This is a genomic window from Micromonospora sp. NPDC050495, assembly GCF_040655175.1.
GTDB lineage: Bacteria > Actinomycetota > Actinomycetes > Mycobacteriales > Micromonosporaceae > Micromonospora.
In genome coordinates this window covers 195,443-214,642 of the sequence record NZ_JBFAJK010000002.1, presented here as the reverse complement: position 1 = coordinate 214,642, position 19,200 = coordinate 195,443, and the positions used below count along the sequence as shown (strand labels likewise).

At 71.9% G+C, this 19,200-nt stretch carries 11 protein-coding genes; 6 read left to right on the top strand and 5 right to left on the bottom strand.

The features are described 5' to 3' along the window. Positions 1-15 precede the first annotated feature (15 nt). Positions 16-5,577: a fibronectin type III domain-containing protein gene (locus AB0I11_RS04195; protein ID WP_357312701.1), complete on the bottom strand. Its 5,562-nt coding sequence runs from the start codon at positions 5,575-5,577 to the stop codon at positions 16-18. 77 nt (positions 5,578-5,654) lie between these two features. Continuing rightward, complete coding sequence (locus AB0I11_RS04190) at positions 5,655-6,635, bottom strand: MBL fold metallo-hydrolase (RefSeq protein ID WP_357312697.1); 981 nt, start codon at positions 6,633-6,635, stop codon at positions 5,655-5,657. A gap of 203 nt (positions 6,636-6,838) precedes the next feature. Between AB0I11_RS04190 and AB0I11_RS04185 the strand changes: the two genes are divergently transcribed. The 4 genes from AB0I11_RS04185 to fxsT all read left to right on the top strand — a co-directional run bounded on the left by AB0I11_RS04185 (position 6,839) and on the right by fxsT (position 14,037). Continuing rightward, on the top strand, positions 6,839-7,912 hold the full coding sequence (locus AB0I11_RS04185) for a helix-turn-helix domain-containing protein (RefSeq protein WP_357312691.1): 1,074 nt from the start codon (positions 6,839-6,841) through the stop codon (positions 7,910-7,912). Between the two features lie 235 nt (positions 7,913-8,147). Further along, positions 8,148-8,513 (top strand): hypothetical protein, encoded by a 366-nt coding sequence (locus AB0I11_RS04180; RefSeq protein ID WP_357312687.1) that lies wholly within the window; start codon positions 8,148-8,150, stop codon positions 8,511-8,513. Positions 8,514-8,561: 48 nt separating this feature from the next. Continuing rightward, positions 8,562-10,058 (top strand): hypothetical protein, encoded by a 1,497-nt coding sequence (locus AB0I11_RS04175; RefSeq protein WP_357312683.1) that lies wholly within the window; start codon positions 8,562-8,564, stop codon positions 10,056-10,058. 91 nt (positions 10,059-10,149) lie between these two features. Beyond that, positions 10,150-14,037, top strand: coding sequence for an FxSxx-COOH system tetratricopeptide repeat protein (gene fxsT, locus AB0I11_RS04170; protein WP_357312680.1), 3,888 nt, complete (start codon positions 10,150-10,152; stop codon positions 14,035-14,037). Between the two features lie 23 nt (positions 14,038-14,060). Here fxsT and AB0I11_RS04165 read toward each other — a convergent pair whose 3' ends face one another. From AB0I11_RS04165 to AB0I11_RS04155, 3 genes are all read right to left on the bottom strand, one after another. Then, the gene (locus tag AB0I11_RS04165) at positions 14,061-15,935 is read right to left on the bottom strand and encodes an HEXXH motif domain-containing protein (protein WP_357312675.1); all 1,875 of its coding nucleotides are present in this window, start codon (positions 15,933-15,935) and stop codon (positions 14,061-14,063) included. Next, complete coding sequence (locus tag AB0I11_RS04160) at positions 15,925-16,143, bottom strand: hypothetical protein (protein WP_357312672.1); 219 nt, start codon at positions 16,141-16,143, stop codon at positions 15,925-15,927. The genes AB0I11_RS04165 and AB0I11_RS04160 overlap by 11 nt, the downstream gene beginning before the upstream one ends. A gap of 147 nt (positions 16,144-16,290) precedes the next feature. Then, positions 16,291-17,418, bottom strand: a complete 1,128-nt coding sequence (locus tag AB0I11_RS04155) for a hypothetical protein (protein WP_357312669.1) — start codon at positions 17,416-17,418, stop codon at positions 16,291-16,293. 336 nt (positions 17,419-17,754) lie between these two features. Between AB0I11_RS04155 and AB0I11_RS04150 the strand changes: the two genes are divergently transcribed. Beyond that, entirely contained in the window at positions 17,755-18,624 is an 870-nt protein-coding gene (locus tag AB0I11_RS04150) for a DUF6745 domain-containing protein (protein WP_357312666.1), read from the top strand. A gap of 69 nt (positions 18,625-18,693) precedes the next feature. Beyond that, the gene (locus AB0I11_RS04145; RefSeq protein ID WP_357312662.1) at positions 18,694-19,167 is read left to right on the top strand and encodes a DUF2809 domain-containing protein; all 474 of its coding nucleotides are present in this window, start codon (positions 18,694-18,696) and stop codon (positions 19,165-19,167) included. Positions 19,168-19,200: the final 33 nt, after the last annotated feature.

The window sequence follows — 19,200 nt, the reverse complement described above, 5'->3', positions numbered from 1 at the left end:
CCCGCGGCCAGCCGGTCAGAAGCAGGGCGTCTCGGTGATGAACGGGATGATGCCCCGCGACGGGCTGCGCGCGAACCTGCCGTAGATGCCTCCGCTGTAGGTGATCTCCCCGCCGCCCCAGACCTGCACCTTGTACATGCGTTGCGGGTTCCTGGTGTAGTAGAAGGTCAGGTTGCCGCTGGTCGGGCCGCCGGTGGGATATTCCAGGGTCCGGTGCATGACGGTGTAGCCCTCGGTGCAGTCGATGACGAGGTACCAGAAGATCCCCGACAGCAGCCGCTTGTCGTTGTTCGTGTGCCAGTGGCCGTCGACCTGGATGTAGTCGCCGTTGCGGGTGCCCCGGACGGTGGCGGTCATGTCGTACCGCTGGATGGGGTCGAACTGCCCGTAGTCGGCGAGGATCCAGCTGCTGGTGACCGCGGCGGCCCGGGTGGTGCCGTTGGCCCACTGGGGCAGCGCGGTGACGATGTTCGTCGACGCGCTCTCCCCGGCCGCGTTGATCGCCGTGATCTTGAAGTTGTAGTAGTGGCCGTTGGCGAGGTACCCGGCGGTCATCGAGGTCTTGCTGACCGGGTACGGCAGCTTCTCCCACCAGCCGTTGAGCGAGGCGTCGCGCTGGTAGACGTTGTAGTAGACGCCCGGGGTCGGGCTGGCCGTCCAGCTCAGCTGCACGTCCCCGTCACGGGCCAGGGCCCGCAGGTTGGACGGCGGCTTCGGCAGCGGCGGCATCGGCCGGGCGGTGTCGGTGTTCGACGGCGAACTGGTCCCGGCCAGGTTCGTCGACCGGGCCCGGAACTCGTACGTGGTGCCGTTGTTCAGGTACTTCACCGTGAACGAGCAGCAGGTGCTGACCGGGTACGGCAGGCGAATCCAGGAGCCGCCGACCTTGCGGTACTCGATCCAGTAGTACACGTTGGCCGTGGAACTCCTCGTCCAGCTCACCTTCACCGCGCCGTCGCCCGCGTTGCTGGCCGACAGGTTCGACGGCGGCTGCGGGAAGGGTGGCATCGGCCGGGCCGAGTCGGTGTTCGACGGGTCGCTGTCGCCGGCCACGTTGGTCGCCCGCACCCGGAACTCGTACGTGGTGCCGTTGTTGAGCAGGTTCACCGCGAACGAGCAGCAGGTGCTCACCGGATACGGCAGCCGGGTCCACGAGCCGCCGGACTTGCGGTACTCGATCCAGTAGTACACCCGGGGGGTGGGGCTGGCCGACCAGGTCAGGGTGACCTTGCCGTCGCCGGCGGTGGCCCGCAGGTTGGTCGGCGGCTGCGGGAAGACCGGCATCGGCGTCGCGGCGGCCACGTTGGTCGGGTCACTCTCCCCCGCGGCGCTGCTGGCGGCGATCCGGAACTCGTACCGCTCGCCGTTGGTCAGGTACTCGGCGGTGAAGGTGCAGCAGCCGTCGACCGGGTACGGCATCTTCTGCCAGGACTGGTTGCGGGAGGCGTTGCGGTAGTAGACGACGTACAGCACGCCGGAGGTCGGGCTGGCCGTCCAGGTGAGCCGGACGAAGCTGTCCCCGGCTGTCGCCTTGAGGTTGCTCGGCGGCTGGGGGGCGATGCCGATGGCGGTGGCCCGCGCGGTCGCCGAGGCGGGTCCCTCCCCCGCCACGTTGGTGGCGCTCACCTTGAACTCGTACACGTGGGTGTTGACCAGGTACTGCCAGGTCGCCTCGGTCTGCTCCGTCGGATACTGCGACTTGTGGAAGGTGGCCTCGCCCGCGGTCACGTCCCGCCAGTACACCCAGTAGAGGACGTTCGGGCCGGGCGCGTCCCAGGTGAGCCGGATCTGCAGGCTGCCGGAGGGCACGGCCCGCAGGTTCGTCGGCGCCGTCGGCAGCGCCACCGTGCTGCGGGCCTGCGCCGGGGTCGACGCCGGCCCCTCGCCGGAGAGGTTCTCGGCGGTCACCTTGAACTCGTAGGTGTGCAGGTGGCTGAGGTAGCCCCAGGTCGCGGTGGTCTTGTCGGTGGGGACCTCGGAGCGCTTGAAGGTGGTCTCGCCGGCGGTGACGTCCCGCCAGTAGACCCGGTAGTAGACGTTCGGCCCCGGGGCGTCCCAGGTCAGGGTGATCTCGCCGGTGGACAGCGGCTGGAGGACCAGGTTCGCCGGGCGGCCGGGCAGCGGTGGCATGGGTTTGACCCGGACCACGTTGCTGGGCAGGCTCTCCGAACCCCGCGTCGCGGTCACCTTGAACTCGTACTCGTGGGCGTTGGTGAGGTACTGGGCCGGCATGGTGCAGCAGTCGGACATCGGCAGGGGCAGTTTCTGCCACTCCTCGTTCTCGGTGGCGTCCCGCTGGTAGACCCAGTACCACACGTCCTCGGTGACCGACGGGTCCCAGGTGAGGGTGGCCATGCCGTCGCCGGCCGTGGCGCGCAGGGCCGTCGGGGCGGCCGGCGCGTCGAAGTACGCGGTCGCGGTGGCCGGCGCCGACGCCGGCCCCTCACCGCCGCGGTTGGTCGCGCTGACCTTGAATTCGTACGTGTGGCCGTGGAGGAGGAAACCCGCCTCCATCGCGCAGCACTCGGTGATCGGGAGCGGCAGCTTGGTGAACTCCTCCTCGTCGGCGGTGGTGTCGCGCTGGTAGATCCAGTACCAGACGTCCGGCTGCGGCTCGGTCCAGGTCAGCTTGATGGTGCCGGTGCCCTGGGCGGTCGCGGTCAACCCGCCGGGTGCGGGCGGCGGCGCGACCGTCGACTTCGCGGTGGCCACCTCCGACGGGGGGCTGACCGCCATGGCGTTCACGGCGGCCACGGTGAACTCGTAGGTGTGCCCGACGACGAGGTTGTCGGCGACCGCGCTGGTGCCGCTGTAGATCGTCGGCTCCCGCTCCACCGGCTCGGGCTGCCCGGCGGTGACGTCCCGCTGGGAGACCCGGTAGCTGACCCCGTCGTCGTCGACCGGCTGCCAGGCCAGGTCGATGGTGCCGTCGTCGGCCGGGGTCGCGGTGAGGCCGGTGGGCGCGTCGTTCAGCGGCGACGCCACCCGCAACAACAGGTTCGGCGAACCGGGGCCGGGATCGCGGACCACGTCCTCCTCGGCCTCGCCGAGCAGCGCGGCAGCCACCTGCTCGGGCTGGTATCGCCGGTGTGCCTGCAGCACCAGCGCCGCCGCACCGGCGACGTGCGGCGCCGCCATGGAGGTGCCGCTGTAGGTCTCCACCGCCTCGTCGTCGGCCACGCCGGCGGAATAGATGTCCGCGCCGGGGGCGAACAGGTCGACGCAGCCGCCGACGTTGCTGCCGTGGGGCGCGTCGACCCAGCGTTCGTCGCCGGTGTCGGTGGCCCCCACGGTGATCACCGAGGGAATCCGGGCCGGGATGCGCTGGCACGCGTCGATGGCGTCGTTGCCCGCGGCCGCGACGACCGTCACGCCGGAGTCGACCAGGTCCGTGACGGCGGCCTCGATCCGGCTGGCCGTCGGGCCGCTGCCGGCCGGCATGCTGAGGCTCATGTTGACGACCGCCGGGCGCCGCACGTTCCGGGCCACCCAGTCGAGACCCTGGACGAGGTGCGTCCCGTCGATCCGCGATCCGCACGACACCTGCACGTCGACCACGCCGGCCTGCTTGGCCACCCCGAACTCCCGGCCCGCCGCGGTGCCCGCCACGTGGGTGCCGTGTTCCCGCCGGCAGTCCGGGTCGTTGCGGTTGAACAGCACGCTCGTGCCGAGCGAGACGCGCCCGCCGAAGTCGTGGTGGGTCTCCCGCACGCCGGAGTCGACGACGTAGATCGTGACGCCGTCTCCCGTGCCGGGGTGGACGTACCGGTCGTCCCGGACGCCGTCGATCCGGTCGAGCCCCCAGGGCGGATCCGCCTGCACGCCGCCGCCGTCCAGGGTGCCGGCACGGGACTCCTCGACGACCTCGACCGCCGGGTCGGTGGCGAGTTGCCGGGCCTGGGCGTCGGTCAGGCCGGTCACCGAGAAGCCGCCCAGGATGGCCGAGTAGACCGCGTCCAGCGTGCCGCCGTAGCGGGCGACCAGGCGGCTGGCGACCTCGCCGATGCCGTACTCGCCGGCGGCGGCGTTGTCGCGCAGGTCCACCAGGTAGGAGCCGGTGACGGCGGCGCCGTCCGGCGCGGTCTGGAAGCTGCCCTGCTGGGTCGGGCCGCCCCGGGCGATGACCGGTGCCGGGGCCGAGCGCGCGCTCTCCCCGCTGGCGTTCACGGCGGCGACCGAGTACTCGTACAGGTGGCCGTCGACCAGGCCCGCGTCGGTGAAGGGTGAGGCCGGCAGGTCGTTCGGCAGCCGCACCGGGTGGCTCTGGCCGTAGGAGACGTCACGCCGGTAGACCCGGTAGGCGGTCGCGCCGGCCGACGCGGTCCAGGTGAGCTGGACGTTGCGCTGCTGGTCGGCGGTGACGGTCAGCCCGGCCGGCACCGGCGGCAGGGTCGCCGGGTCCGGCACCGGCCGCGGCCAGTCGACCTCCACGAACCGGGGTCGGTAGAGGCGCGCGTCCGCCTGGTTGTCGCCGGCCGCCAGGCTGTTGACGTTGTACGACACGAGCAGCTTGCCAGGGCGCGCCAACTCGGGGTGCAGCCGGGCGTCGTACACGATGATCTCTCTGCCCGGCTGCGGTTCGGGCGCCCGGAAGAGGTGGACGGGCCCGCTGAAGGGCCCGGTCGGCGACGGCGCGGTGTAGGCGACGGTGTCCGCGTTGAACACGAGATTGCCGTCGACGGTGACCAGGACGTACTGGTTGCCGACCTTCTGCACGCCGAAGGCGGTGGTGGTGCCGGCCATCAGCCGGGCCGCCTCGGACTCCTGGGCCGACCAGCCGGTGCCGGTCCAGAACTGCCACGCCCCGGCCAGGCCGCCGGCCGGCACCTTGGCGAGGTAAGCCGGCTTCACCGGCCCCGAGTCGTTGACCAGCCTGGTGCCGTAGACGTAGGTGGTGTCGCCGTCCTCCAGGATGGCCGAGCCCCAGGCGATCCGGTCGGCCACCGGCAGCGGGGTGAGCGAGCGCAACGTCAGTCCGGGCAGGTCGAACGACGCGAGGGCGGTGCCGGTCAGCTTCAGATCGAGGGGGTTCGGCCCGGACCGCTGGTAGTGGTTGTAGAGCACCCGGAGGGTGGAGCCCTCGACGGTGCCGTCGCCGACCCAGTAGCCGGCGTCCGCGGGATCGCCGTCGCCGCCGGCCCCGACCAGCGACAGCGGTTCCTCGGCGGTGCCGCCGGTCAGCGTCCCGGTGAGCGTGGCGCCGTCCTGCACCACGATCGAGTTGTGGATCATCGGCTGGAAGTCGGGACGCGACCCGTCGGGGTTGACCGCACCGACGAACGTGTCCGAGAAGAGCCACGCCACCCGGCCGTCGGGCAGCGGCACCGAGGCCGTGCTGTCGCCGCCGTTCCACCTGCCGCTGGTGTCGCCGTAACCGCGGAACGCGTCGTTGAGCTGGGTCGCCGACATCCCGCCCGCGGGGACCTCCGCCCTCGCCACGGCGCCCGGCGCGACCAGGAGCGCCACCGCCACGACGATCGCGACGGCGGCACGCCAGGCCGCCGCCGGGGCCAACGGCGCCGGATCGGGCAACGTACCCGGAGAGTATCCACTGTGGTCGGTCGTCACGCTCGCCATCCCTGCATCATGGGCCATCGATATGACGCCGGGGTGTAGGAATCCGGACACCGACCGCAAGGATGTGGACAGCCGCCTCAGCCGACGTCGATCCACGGCCGGGTCAGGTGGGCGGTCGCCAGCACGGCGCCGCGGGCGCGCGCCTGGGCCAGCAACCACTGACGGCTCCGCCGGGCCGCCTCCGGATCCGCCTCGAACCGGTAACCCACCCCGGGGTCGACCAGCTGCACCGCGTGCACCAGCACGTCGCCGGTGACGATGAGCTGGCGACCGCCCCCGTCCACGACCACCGACTGGTGACCCGGCGTGTGGCCGGGCGTCGGCACCACACCGATCCAGCCACCGGCTCCCCGGCCCACGGTGGCCAGGCGGGCGGCGCCGTCCGCCTCGTCGAGCTGGCCGGTCGCGCGCAGCGGATCGACCACGTACGTCATCGCGGCCTCGTCGGCGGTCAGGGCGGCCACCTCCCGCCGCTGCACCACGTAGCGCGCGTTGGGGAACATCGGCGTTCCGTCTGGCGCGACCGACCAACCGAAGTGGTCCTCGTGCAGATGGGTCAGGACGACGGTGTCGACGTCCGCCGGGTCGATGCCGGCCAGGTCGAGTTCGGCGGGCAGCCGGCCCGGCACCGGCGCCCAGCCCGAGGCCGGGCTGTCGGCGGGGCCGACCCCGGCGTCGACCAGCGTCAGCCGGTCCCGCGGTCCCCGGATGGCGAAGCACCGGAAGTCCAGGTGCCACGTCTCCCCCGGACCGAACGCGCCGGGGTCGACCGCCCGGGCCGACTCCCAGTCCTGCGGCGTCGCCTCGGGAAACGCCTGCTGGCGGTCGAGGAAGAACGGCCCCGACGCGTCCAGCAGGGGCGTCACCCGGAACGGGCCGACCGGCCGGGATCCGAGCATCGGTCGGCCGGCGCGGCGTACCTCCCGGGCCCGGGTGGCGGCCCGACCCGCGTCCACCGCGCCCGCCGGGCTGGCGACGCTCAGCGACCCGGCCACCGTCACGGCCGTCGCGGCGAGCAGGAACCGTCTGCGCCCGAACTCTGCGGATGTCTCACTCACTGGTGACTCCCTTCCTCGCAGGTCGCCGGGAGACCGGACCGGTCCGCTCCGGCGGGATCGGCGACGACGCTAGAGCCGGTTTCCGCCAGGTGGGCCCGGCCGGGACGGCGGTGACCCGATCCTGGCGACGGCTGTCCCGATCGCGCCGCCGGTGCGGCCGGACCCGTTTCTAGAATCGGATCGGCGTCGCGCGGCGGGTCCGGGTGGTCCTGGCGCCGGCGCTCGTGCACCACCTGGCGCTCGCACCGGACGCCGGCCTGGTGGGTCGCGCGGCGAACGAGGCGGGGAGGTCTGCGATGCCGGTCGAGGCGCCGAGCGTGGCGATGCTGGCGTACCCGGGCGCGGGCAGCTTCGACTACGTCACGGTCAACGAGATCTTCGGGGTGGACTACTCGCACCGGTTCGGCTCGTGGTACCGGACCAGGACCTGCGCCGCCGCACCCGGACAGGTCGAGCTGGACGGCGGGGTCACCGTGTCCGCCCCGTACGGGCTGGCCGAGGCGGAGACCACCGACCTGCTCGTCGTACCGGGCTGGACGAGGGAACACGAGGTGCCACCCCAGCCGCTGCTGGCCACGCTGCGGCGGGCGCACCGGCGCGGGGCCCGGATCATGTCGATCTGCACCGGGGCGTTCATCCTCGGCCACGCCGGTCTCCTCGACCACCGGCGGGTCACCACCCACTGGGCGACCGCACCGCTGCTGGCCTCGCTCTTCCCCGCCGCGACCGTGGACCCGCGGGCGCTGTTCATCGACGACCGCGGCGTCCTCACCGCCGCCGGCATGTCCGCCGGCATGGACCTCGCCCTGCACGTGGTACGCGGGGACTACGGCGCGGACGCGGCCGCCGCGCTCGCCCGCCGGCTGGTCCTCGCCGGCTACCGCAGCGGCGGGCAGGCCCAGTTCGTCGAAGCGCCGCTCAGCCCCGAACCCGGCGATCCGCTGCCCGAGCTGCTGGACTGGATCCGCGGACACCTGGACCAACCGTTGTCGCTGCGGTCGCTGGGCGAACGGGTGCACATGAGCCCGCGGACCCTGGCGCGGCACTTCCACCGCCTCACCGGGATGAGCGCGCACCAGTGGCTCACCCGGGAGCGGGTGCTCGCCGCCCAACGCATGCTGGAGGCCGGCGACGAGCCGATCGGCCGGATCGCCACCCGGACCGGGATCGGGTCGACCGCCAACCTGCGGCACACCTTCCGCCGAGAACTCGGGATCTCGCCCCAGGCGTACCGCGCCCGCTTCCGGGCTCGCCGGGCGCCGGCCGCCACCTCGTGAGCGCCGGCCCGACGCCGGTGTGCACGCGTCCCGCTCGTCGGACCGGTCCCCTCCGTACCCGGCGGCGGGTGGCGCCGCAGGTCAAGGTGGAGCAGCGTAGAAACTGTCAAGTTGGCGACACTTCGCCGATGGCCACGGTCACGGCCTCGGCTAATACCATAGGCCCATGTCACCAAAGGTCTCGATTGTCGTCACGGACCGCCACCGTGACCCGGGCCCGAGAGCCGGCGCCGACGTGACCTTTCTGCCGCTCGCCGAGGACGATGGCGTCCCGGTCTACCCCGAGTCGACCCCGGCGCTGATCCGGGAACTGGTAGCCGCGGGCCTGGTGGTGGACACCTGGCATCCCGCCGCGGAATGCGATTTCGTTTCGTCGCGCGGCCTGGTGACCGACACCCTGCTTCAGATCGGCGTCGGGATCGGCTCCTCCGCGGGGTGGTACGCCCTGCAGTCGATGCTGCGCCGACGCACCGGTCAGGTCACCGTGCGCGCCGTCGTCGACGACGGTGTCCAGCGGCGGCGGGTGGAGGTGACCGGCGATGCGGCTGACGTCGTCGAGACGCTGGAGACGCTCGACCCGTTCAGGTCGGAGCCCTCCTGATGGCGCTGGCCACGGTGTCCCGCCGAGGCCCCGCCCGCGAGCGATGACATGAGGCCCGTTCGTGAGGCATCGCGGCGCTACTCGCCAGCTGTCGCGGAGGAACGCCGCCGGCTCGTCGGGCAGATCGCGACCGTGATGGAGGCGTCGTCGGTCATCCGTGACCCGAGCAGCCGACAGTTGCTGCTCCAGGAGCTGAGCCACGCGTTGGCCGGCGCCCTGGGCTATCGGGAGCTGAGCCTGCTACGGCCCCAGATCGTCGAGCTGGTGACGGTGTGCGTGGATCGCCCGGGCGGGCTGCGCTGCCTCGTCGAATGCATGGAGCTGCTCGAACCCGGCAGCGACCACACCGTCGCGCTCCTGCGACTGGCCGACGAGTGGCACGCGATCGAGCTGCTCACCGACTACGACATTCCCTGGCTACGGAGCGTGCTGTCCACGGTCGACGTGACCGGGGAACTGCGGCGGTTCGTCGCCGAGACCCGCGCGGCCCCGGCCCCACCCTGGTGCCGGACCGCCTGGGATCTCTTCACGCACCTCGCGTCGGCGAACTCCCATGGTTCGGTGCCGCCGTGGCTGCCGCTGCTGGAGAGGCTGTTGACCGCCGTACCGGAGGCGTCCCTGGACCGGATGCGCGAGTTCGTCGCGCAGTTGGCCCAGGACTGGGGAGTCACCGATCAGGTCGAAGCGTCCCAACCGGATCCTCCGGCGCCCGTCGGCACGGCGTACCTGGTCATCCAGTTCGAGAAATATGGCGGCGACGACGAGACCTACATCGTCTCGCACTGGTACCAGTGGGCGTCCCCGGTGTGGCAGCCGATCCGCGGCGAGGACCGGCACGTCCCGTACGGCGAACTCGAGGCCGCCGTCGACCAGGTCATCAACGAGACCGAACGCCGTTGGGCGGATCAGGCCGGTGCGGTGACCATCGAGTTCGTGCTGCCCTGGCAGCTGATCAACGAACCGGTCGACACCTGGCGCAAGGAACTTCAATCGCTGCTGCCGAGTCCCCTGACGACGGAGTATCCCCTGGTGATCAGGAGCCTGGAGCGCATCCGGGCCAGCCAGTGGCACCGGGTCTGGCGCAGCCGCTGGCAGGGCCTCGCCAGCAACGACAGCGACCGGCAGCTGCTCCACTGCGCGTCGCGGCACCAGGTCGATGTCCAACTCAAGGCGACCCTCAACCGCAAGAGCAGCGTCGCGGTCCTGGTGCTCAGCGAATCCCCGACCGCGAACAGCGACGGTGAACGCCAACTGCTCGTCGGGCTGCGGTCGGGAGTTCCGGCAATCGTCTGGCATCGCAACTCACCATCCACTGAGGACTTGTGCGAGACTGTCGCGTCGATGATCGGCGATCAGACGTCGGGCCGAGGGGTGGTCGAGCTTCCGCACCGTGCCGCGCGTCTCCGGCAGCTGGCGTGGAGTGAGGACCCCAAAGGGCTCGGCCGGCACATGGGACACGGCTTGGTGATTTTGTTCGACGACCCGGATCGGCAGCCAGGAGGAGCAGCCTCCGCGGACGGCGACAGGCGAAAGGTCTTGGCATGAGCGGCACCGACCACGGGACGTGGTTCGCCGCCGGCGGGGCCCGCTGCGGCCGGCGCTCACTGCGGCGCATCTCGAGATCGGCGGGTCCGCGATGAGCCGGCCGGCGCCGGCGGCCACCGCCCCTGGGAGCCGGCAGGCCGAGGGCCTCGGGCTCGAGCCGGCGCACCACGGCCGGGAGCTCATCGTGGTCCTCGACCACGACCCGGTGCTGGATTTCTGGGCCGACGAGGTCTCGACGTTCATCGCGGTGCTGCGGGCCCAACGCGCCTTCGCCTCGGTTGAGGTCAAGCGCCTGGCCGTCGAAGACGGCGTGGTGTGGGTGACCGGCGAGCCCGACGCGGTCAACGCCCCGCCCGCGAGCCTGGTCGGTGCCGCCGGCCAGCGGGTCATCTTCCTGGTGACGCACGGCGGTTCCGACGCCTGGCGGGCCGGGCTCGTCCACCCCGTGCTCGTCTCGTGGGCCGACCGCGCGACCGTTGCCGTGGTCAATCTGCTACCCCAGCAGCGCTGGCGCGAGCGGGGCATGGAAACGACCGAGGTGAAGTGGCGCCTGGACGGCGCGGGATCGGCCACTGCCCGGTCGTCGTGGCAGGTGAGCGGCCCGGACCTGCGTCTCCCGGACGAACGGGACGACGACCCGCTGACGGCGGTGCCGGTCATCGAACGTGGCATGGACTGGTTGCAGCGATGGAGCCGCCTGCTGGCTGAGCCGGCGACGGGCGAGCTGCGGATGCCGGCGCTGCTCCTGCCGCCCGACGGGCCGCCCACCCGCCGTCCGGGCCGGTCGCTCACCGCTCACGACCTCGTCGCCCGATTCCGGGCCGCCGTGTCGCCGGCCGCGTTCACGCTGGCGACCCGACTGGCGGCCGCTCCACTCAACGTCCGCGTGGTTCGCGCCGTGGCGAGGACCATGGTCCGCTCGGGACCGGAGCAGTTGACCGAGGTGCTGACGAGCGACCTGGTGCGGCCGGTTCCGCGGGCGGCGGCGAGCGGCGACACCAGCATCAGGTACGAATTCGTGCACGGCGTACGCGAGCGGCTCCTCACGCTCGGGTACCGCGACCGCACCGTCGAGGTGCAGCACCTGGTGGAGTACGAACTCGCACACGACGTGGAGGCGGTGCGCAACCTGACCCTACGCGTCAAGGATCCGCGGAACGCGTCGTACGAGCGGGTCACGCCGGCCGCCGAGCCGTACCTGCGGGTCGAACTGGCTGTCCACCTCTCACTGGGCGGGCCGAACCTCGTCGCAGCCGCGCGGCTGGGTCAGTCGCTCGGCTCGCCCATCCCACGGCAGGTACGTCGAGTACTGCAGCCACCTTCCGTTATCGCTCACAGGACCATGGAGTCCGGAATGTCTGACAGAGTGAACTCGCCGGACCCGGGGGGCTCGTTCGGCACCGCACCCCAGATCACGCTGGACGCCGAGCGGGGCATCTTCCCGAGCAGGCGACCGACCAACGACCTGCAGCCGGTACAACGGCTCGACGGGCAGTTGCCGGCCATCGTCGGCAACCTGCCGCTGAGAAACACGAACTTCACCGGCCGGCGGGAACTGCTCGACTCCCTGCACCAGCGCCTGAGCGCCGGCACCACCGCGGTGCTGCCGGAGGCGCTGCACGGTGCCGGTGGGGTGGGCAAGTCTCAGCTCGTCATCGAGTACGTCTACCTCCATCAGCAGGACTTCGACCTCATCTGGTGGATCCCGGCCGAGCGACCGGCGCAGATCCAGTCCGCGCTGGTGGAGCTGGCGGCACGCCTGGAGCTGCCGGTCCCGTCCACCGCCAACACGGCGGTGCCGGCGGCGCTGGAGGCACTACGGATCGGCCGCCCGTACTCCAACTGGTTGCTCGTCTTCGACAATGCCGAGGACCCCGACAGCGTCGAGCAGTTCTTCCCCAAGGGCGGTCCGGGCAGCATCGTCGTCACCTCGCGCAACGGGGCGTGGCGGGAGGTCGCGAACAGTCTCCCGGTCGACGTGTTCGAACGGCAGGAGAGCATCGATCTGCTCCGCCGTCGCGGGCCGGACCTGGCCGTCGACGACGCCGACCGACTCGCCGCGGCCCTGGGCGACCTTCCCCTGGCCATCGAGCAGGCAGCGGCCTGGCGCGCCGAGACGCGCATGCCGGCCGACGAATACCTGGAACTCCTCGACGCCAGCCGGCCGGTCCTCGACGAGGAGAGCACCCAGCAGGACTACCCGGAACTCGTCGCCGCGGCGTGGAACGTGTCGCTCAACTGGCTACGCGGCCAGGACCTGCCGGCGCTCCGGCTGCTGCAGATGTGTTCGTTCTTCGCGCCCGAGCCGATCGGCAAGGTACTCCTGTCGAAGCCACGCGCGCTTCGCATCCATCCCGATCTCGATCTCCTCGTCCGCAACCCGGTCCGCCTCAACCGGGCGATCCGCACGATCGGCCGCCTCTCGCTGGCGCGGATCGACCACCGGACGAACTCCTTCCAGATGCACCGCCTGGTCCAACGCGTACTGATCAACCAGATGGATCCGCAGGACCGGGAGGCCCTGCGGCACGGCGCCCACATGCTGCTGGCCGGCAACGACCCCGACCAGCCCGACGACGCTGACCACTGGCCGCGGTACGCCCAGCTGTACCCGCACATCGTCGCCTCCGGAGCGGAGCGGTGCTCGAACGAACTCGTGCGGGACATGGTGCTGAACGAGGCGAGGTATCTCTGGCGTTGGGGCGACCACCTCGCCGCCCGGGAGCTTTCGCAGCGAGCGTGGACGGCCTGGAGAGCGGACGGCGACGAGGCCGACCCCGACAGCCTGCGCATGGCCAGCTGGCTCGGGTTCATGCATTTCGTCGTCGGTGATTACGCCGCCGCCGCCAGCCTGAACGCCCAGACGCTCGAGCTCTACCGGCAGACCCTCGGCGAGGACCAGGAGGAGACCCTGAACGCGCTGGGCGCGGTGGCCGCCGACCACCGGGTGGCCGGTGACTTCGCCGGCGCGCTGGACCGTTCCCTCGTCGTCTACGAACAGGCGAAGCAGATTTTCGGTGAGGAGGAGCCGTTCACGCTGCGCGCCGCGCACAATCTCGCGGTCAGCATGCGGCTGTCCGGCCTGTTCGGTCGGGCGCTCCAGCTCGACGAGCAGTCCTACCAGCGCCGGGTGCAGATCTACGGCACCGACCACCTGGACAGTCTGAGCACCTTCGGCGGCATCAACCTCGACCGGCGGGAACTGGGTGACTACGTCGCGGCGCACGCGAACCAGGAGACCGTCGTCGCCACGGCCCGCCGGATGTTGCGGTACGACGACCACCCGGAAGTCCTGCGGCAGAGCCACATGCTGGCGAGTTTCCGGCGCAAAGCCGGTCACCACCACGACGCCCTCGACCTGTCCAGCGATGTGCTGCGCCGCTTCCGCACCCGTTACGGCGACGACCACCCGGACACGGTGCTCGCCACGCTGACGTTCGCCATCGACCAGCGGCTGACCGGCGACCTCCGCGCCGCCAGGGAGGCGGCGGAGGTGGCGGTGGAAGGGCTGCGCCGGCTGTACGGCGAGGACCACCCGCACACGGCGGGCGCGCAGGTCGACCTGGCGGTGACGCTCCGGCTGCTGGGCGAGTGCGAACAGGCCCGGGAGCTGGACCAGGCGGCGGTGGAGCGGCTGACCAGCCGGCTCGGCGATTCCCATTCGCTGGTGCTGGCCGCCCGGATCAACCTGGCGAGCGACCATTACGACCTCGGCGACGTCGCCGCGGCCCGCGCCCTCGACGCCGACAGCCTCGAGCAGGGTCGTCGGGTGCTCGGTGGCGCTCACCCCACCACGCTCGTGTGCGCGCTGAACCTCGCCATGGATCTACGCGACCTCGGGCGCGACGTGGAGGCGAGCGAACTGTTCGACACGAGCCTCGAGCAACTCCGCCAGACCCTCGGCGCCCGGCACCCAGCGGTCGCGGCCGTCGGCGCCGGCGTACGGGCCAATTGCGACATCGACCCGCTCCCGCTGTAGCGGCAGGCGTTCGATCCGGCGGGTCAGATAGCCGGCCAACCCGCCGGATCGGCGCTGTCGAGCTGCCGATCCCGTAACCCCGCACCAACCCAGCCGGCCAACGCCAGCGGATCGGGGGCAACCGTGGCGGATCCGCGCGACCGCAGGCCCTGGACCACGGCCAGGACGAGTTCCGGGCGGCGCAGCAGCGCCCGCGTCGCCGGATCGGCGGGCTGGTCGACCTGGGCGAGGCCGAGACCGACCCAGCCGTGCACGCTGAGTGGGTCCCGTGTCAGCTCGCCGAGATAACCGGCACGTGCCCGCTCGACATCGCCGGCCACGAGGGCCAGATCGGCCGCGGTTGCGCCGGCCACCCTCTCCCCCACCTCGTCGGGCGTGGCGCCCAACCGGTTGAAGGCATCCGGGTCGAACAGCAAATGTCGGCGCAGGATGGCCCGCGCGTCGAGCAGGCCCACCGGCGGCTCCGCCCGCACCTTCGCGGCGCCGACGGCGAGGAGCGCGTCCGCCGGCGGGGCGCCCTGCTGCCAGGCGGCCGCGAGCGCGTCGTGGTCGGCGGGGTTCAGTTGGATGTTGTGACCCCGCCACATCGCGTGGTGGTCGAGCGCAGTGGCGTGCGCCGCGTCGCGCTCGGCGGCCGGCACGTCGTCGTCCTGGCACGCGTTGAGTTCCGCGTGCAGGGTGTCGACGAACCGCTGACCATGCCCGGTCAGCCGGCCCGACGTTGCGAGCACCCGTAGGACGCCGAGGGCCTGCCGCCGCCACAGCGTGAACTCGAAGTCCGTGGCCGCCCGCTCGCCTGGCGGCGCCTGCTGGCGGTGGACCCGCCAGAACTGGGTGATGCCGGCGAACGCGTACGCACCCTGAAGAAGGCCGGGGAGCGGCCTGGGATCGTCCCGCCAGGGGGCGTAGTAGCGGAGACGGTCGTCTGCCTCGCAGAGGGTGAGCAGGTGGGACAGGGCACCAAGCTTCTGGTGCTGGGACTCGTGCACCAGGGTCACCGCCAGTTGCAGCGGGCCGTCCGGTTGGGAGAGCAGGATGCCGCCGAACGCCTCGGTGCCCGACGCCGACAGCGGTCGGAACCGCTCACGGCGCGGCACCGGCGTCAGGGTCCGTACGATGCCGGAGATCGCCTGGGCGGGACCGGGCTGCTCGCGGACCAGCAGTGCCCAGGCCCGCGCGAGATCCGCACGCCAGTCGGTGATCTCGGACTCCGACAGCGGATGCGGCGGCGAGGGGCCCCGCAGATCGCGGTACAGGTCGCGATCGAGCAGCTCGACCCGGAGGTCGGCGCCGTCCGCGCGGACCTCGATGACGATGGGTTCGTGCCAGTCCCGGTCGCCGGGTCGGCACCGCACGGTCCGGGTGCCGGTCTCCAGCTCGGCCTGCCCACCGCCAGCCCGAACCCGGACGACCTCGACATTCGGCGGGACCGACGCGGCGCCCACGGTAGGCAGCACCGCGGTGCGGTGGCGCGCCGGAATGTCCAGCTCGAAGGAGACGCCGGCCCGAACGGCGCTTGCCGCCGCGAGGGCGTGCAGGTAGCCGACGTCCAGCCACAACGGCACCGGGTCGGGGCGGTCGTTACGCAGCCGACGCAGGGTGTGCGCGGCCCAGCTGCCGACCTGCGGACGGGCCAGAATGTCCTCGGTGATCCCTGGTGCGGCGTCGTATGCCCGGACCAGGAGCTCCCAGGCCTCGCTGACGGGCGCGAGCGGACCGGAAGCGTCGGATCTGGTGGCGCAGCTGTCCAACAGAGCGCGCAGCACGATCAGCCGCCAGCTGCGCTCGGACCGCCAGAGTGCCGCGATGCTCTGTTCGTCTCCGGCCCCGGTGGCCAGGGCCTGGAAGTGTGCGTGTTCGAGGTGGGTCGGACCTAACGGGAGGGAATCAGACGACATGCTCCTCCGAATCCGGTCCGGCGGACCGTATCCGGCTCGGGAAGGAGCCGCTGTAGCCGCTGATGCTGCCCCCCGAATCGGCGATTCTTTCCGATACTCGCGAGATCGCCGCAGTCATGCCGGTGGGGTCAACGGATCGCAGCGTCGCCACGGTCACCGCCGACAAGTCAAGCAACTCAGACTCGATACCGGCGAGGCGTTCCTCCATGTACGGCAACCCCCCAAATGATGACAGTCGATAGCGCCATTATTACTTACCGGTGCAGGCGGCGAAAGCGCCGAGCGACGGGCGCCACAGGCCGAATCCCGCTGACGCCTTCCGATGTGGACGCTCACGGAAACCAGCGTCGTGCGGTCAGGAATACGGCACCAGCCGCGCGGCGGCGTCCTCGACCCGGGTCATCGCGGCGTCGTCGGTGGCGAAGAAACGAACCGCCTCGACGAGTTCGGACAGGGCTCCCGGATACCGCAGACACGTTCGCACAACGCTGATGGCATCGTGCCGCGCCGCGCTGCTGCGCCGGATGGCCGCGTACACCTGGCCACGCAACAGGGTCAGGATCTCCTCGCGGTCGTTCGGTCGCAGGAACTCCGGCACCTCGAGCAGCGCGTCCACCAGGGGGCCCAGCATTGCCGGAGACGGTGACGGGGGCGCCGGCGCCGCGGGCGCCACGGTCCCGGCTTCGGATCGGTGCAGAAGCAGACCCTCGTCCCCGAGGGCGTTGCGGTGCCAGAGATAGGTCGGGGTCTGCGCGGTCAGACCGCTCGCCCGCAGCACGGCGAACCGTTCCCGCAGGGTGGACATGAGCCGCTCGGGTTGGGCGAGCCGACCGGCCTCGCCGTTGTCGAGCAGCCGCAGGACCTCCCGGCTGAACAGTCCGGTGCGCCGCACCCCCAGGTTGGCCGCGACCTGGCCGAGGCCGGCGGCGAACAGGACGTCCTGTCGCCGGCCGGCGATCGGCGTTCCGACGGGGAAGGTCTCGCTGCCGGGCACGGACACGCCCTGCGGTCGATCGTGCAGCTGGCACGCATCGATGATCCACACCTGCTGATCGAATGCCGGCACGAGGTCGGAGGCGAACGTGGCAAGCATCGAGTCGAGGTCGAGGGAAGCGGCGTCGGTGGCGGTGGCATCGGCGTAGTAGAGCCGCCGGCGACGGCCGGTGTCGACATAGCCGTGGCCGCCCCAGATCACGTAGAGGGTCGATGCCTGCCGCGCCGGCAGTTCCCGCAACAGCACCTCACGTACGGTCGCCCGGTCGGCTGGCCGCAGGACGACTCCCGGCGGGACGGCGTCCCGGCCGGGATAGGGCGACGACAGCACGGTCACCTGCCCGGGCGGCACGTCCCGAGCCACAAACCAGCGGGCGAACCGGAGGGCGTCATCGGCCGGCCCGACCAGGCTCCACTCGCGGCCCGCCGCATACTGGTCGATGCCGACCGCAACCACGTGCACATCACGCGGATCGTGGTCGGGGCCCATCGTCCACTCCTCATCCACGTGTGCCTACCCGGGGGCCTACCGGGCCGTTCGCAGGAGCATGTCCGGGATCCCGCGCCCGGCCCCGCCGGCCGTGTTCTCGTCCCAGAGGACGGTGGCGGTTCCGCCTGAGGCTCCCGCAACAGTAGTGAGCGGTGGCCATACCGGCCATCCGCATCGCGTGACCTGCGGCCGCAGTTCGCTCGGCGGCCGCGTTGGCGGCTCCCGCGAGGTCAGCCGACGCCGGGCAGGGCGCAAAACCGCCTTGCGCCGGCATCGCCTCGCGGGCCATAGTCGCTCCATGATCTCCTACCGGAAGGGCGGCGACGCCCTGGCGCGTTGAGCGCCCCCACGCGGCGCGACGACGCCGCGAATCCGCCACAGGCCGTTCGCAGCGGCAACCCGCACGACCTGTGGCAGCAGGCCGTCCGGATCCGCCAGGAATGGCTCGACCACGCCCTGTCCACCGAGCCGGCTGACCGGTCGACCGCCGAGCATTGTCTGACCGCCATCTACGCCCGGGCCTCACGGCCGCGACCCCGGTTCGAATGGGTCGACTCGCCGGACAAGGCGCGCCCCCTGATCACCGGCTGGCCCACCCTCGATCAACTCTCCGAACGCATCCGAACCCCCCGTCCGCGCGGAACACCGCCGCTGGCGAGCGACATCGCCATGGTCGCCGCCCAGCTACGCGGCGCGCTGAGCGCGGGCGTCACGCACCCCGATCCGGAGCTGTCGCCCGTACGCACGGGCAAGACCAAGCAACCATGGCCCGAACTGGCGCCGGTAGCGGCGCTCGACCGCGGCGTGCCGCTCGCTGTCGTGCTGCACCAGGGCGTACGCACGGCCCTGCACCGGAGCCTCGCGCACGGGTACTACCTGCCGGTGCGGGCGGCGCTGGCGGGCGACGGCCCGGTGCCCGTCTGCTGGTACGGGCAGCAGGACGCGTACTGGATCGCCTACTACGACGTGCTGCACCGGCTCGGCCTCGCCCGGTACGGGCCGGACGAGGCGGAACACCTCGACGCCTGGGCTGGCCTGGCCCGCTCCTGTGGCTGGTGGTGGCCCGGCGAGGACGTCTGCGTGGTGGTCGACCGGCCCCGAGAGGTACGCACCGAGCCGGTCCCCGGGGCGGTGCACGACCAGGTCCGGCTCCAACCTCGTGGCGTGCGCTACCGCGACGGCTGGCAACCACTCCTGAGCAGGTGAGCCGAGTCGCCGGACGGGTGCCGCCGTAGCTGTCCGACCGGCACCGCGGTCGGACAGTACGGTGGTGCGGTGCCTTCCACCGCGAGAATGCCGATCACGACCCGTACGGTGCGGCTGCTCATGCCGGTGGCCGCGCTGCTGTTCCTGGGCCTCGCGCTGCTGATCCGCGCTCTCGACGACGGGGCGCTGCGGCAGTACTCGGGCACCGCGCTGTACGCGTCGATGGTCTGGGCCGGGGTGCTGTTCCTGTGGCCGCGGCTGGCGCCGGTGCCGGCCGGGGTGGTCGCCACCGCGTTCTGCTGGATGGTGGAGTGCGCGCAGCTGACCGGAGTGCCGGCCGAGTTGTCGGCACGGAGCCTGGCGGCGAGGCTGGCGCTGGGGGTGCGGTTCGATCCGGTCGACCTGGCCTGGTACCCGGTCGGCGTGGTTCCGCTGCTGCTGCTGCACCACCTGGTGCGCGTCCGGGCCCGTCCCGAGCGGCGGCCGCCGCGGCCCGACGTCGTGCCCGCACCAGCGTCCGTCCCGTCCGACACCCGCCGGTAGCGGCCTGCGGAGCGGGCCGGTCAGACCCGGCGG

Bases quoted from the DNA above. Each gene is read 5' to 3' on its own strand.
- AB0I11_RS04195 (WP_357312701.1), bottom strand. From the start codon at position 5,577: ATGGCGAGCGTGACGACCGACCACAGTGGATACTCTCCGGGTACGTTG.
- AB0I11_RS04175 (WP_357312683.1), top strand. From the start codon at position 8,562: ATGAGGCCCGTTCGTGAGGCATCGCGGCGCTACTCGCCAGCTGTCGCG.
- fxsT (WP_357312680.1), top strand. From the start codon at position 10,150: ATGAGCCGGCCGGCGCCGGCGGCCACCGCCCCTGGGAGCCGGCAGGCC.
- AB0I11_RS04165 (WP_357312675.1), bottom strand. From the start codon at position 15,935: ATGTCGTCTGATTCCCTCCCGTTAGGTCCGACCCACCTCGAACACGCA.
- AB0I11_RS04160 (WP_357312672.1), bottom strand. From the start codon at position 16,143: ATGGAGGAACGCCTCGCCGGTATCGAGTCTGAGTTGCTTGACTTGTCG.
- AB0I11_RS04155 (WP_357312669.1), bottom strand. From the start codon at position 17,418: ATGGGCCCCGACCACGATCCGCGTGATGTGCACGTGGTTGCGGTCGGC.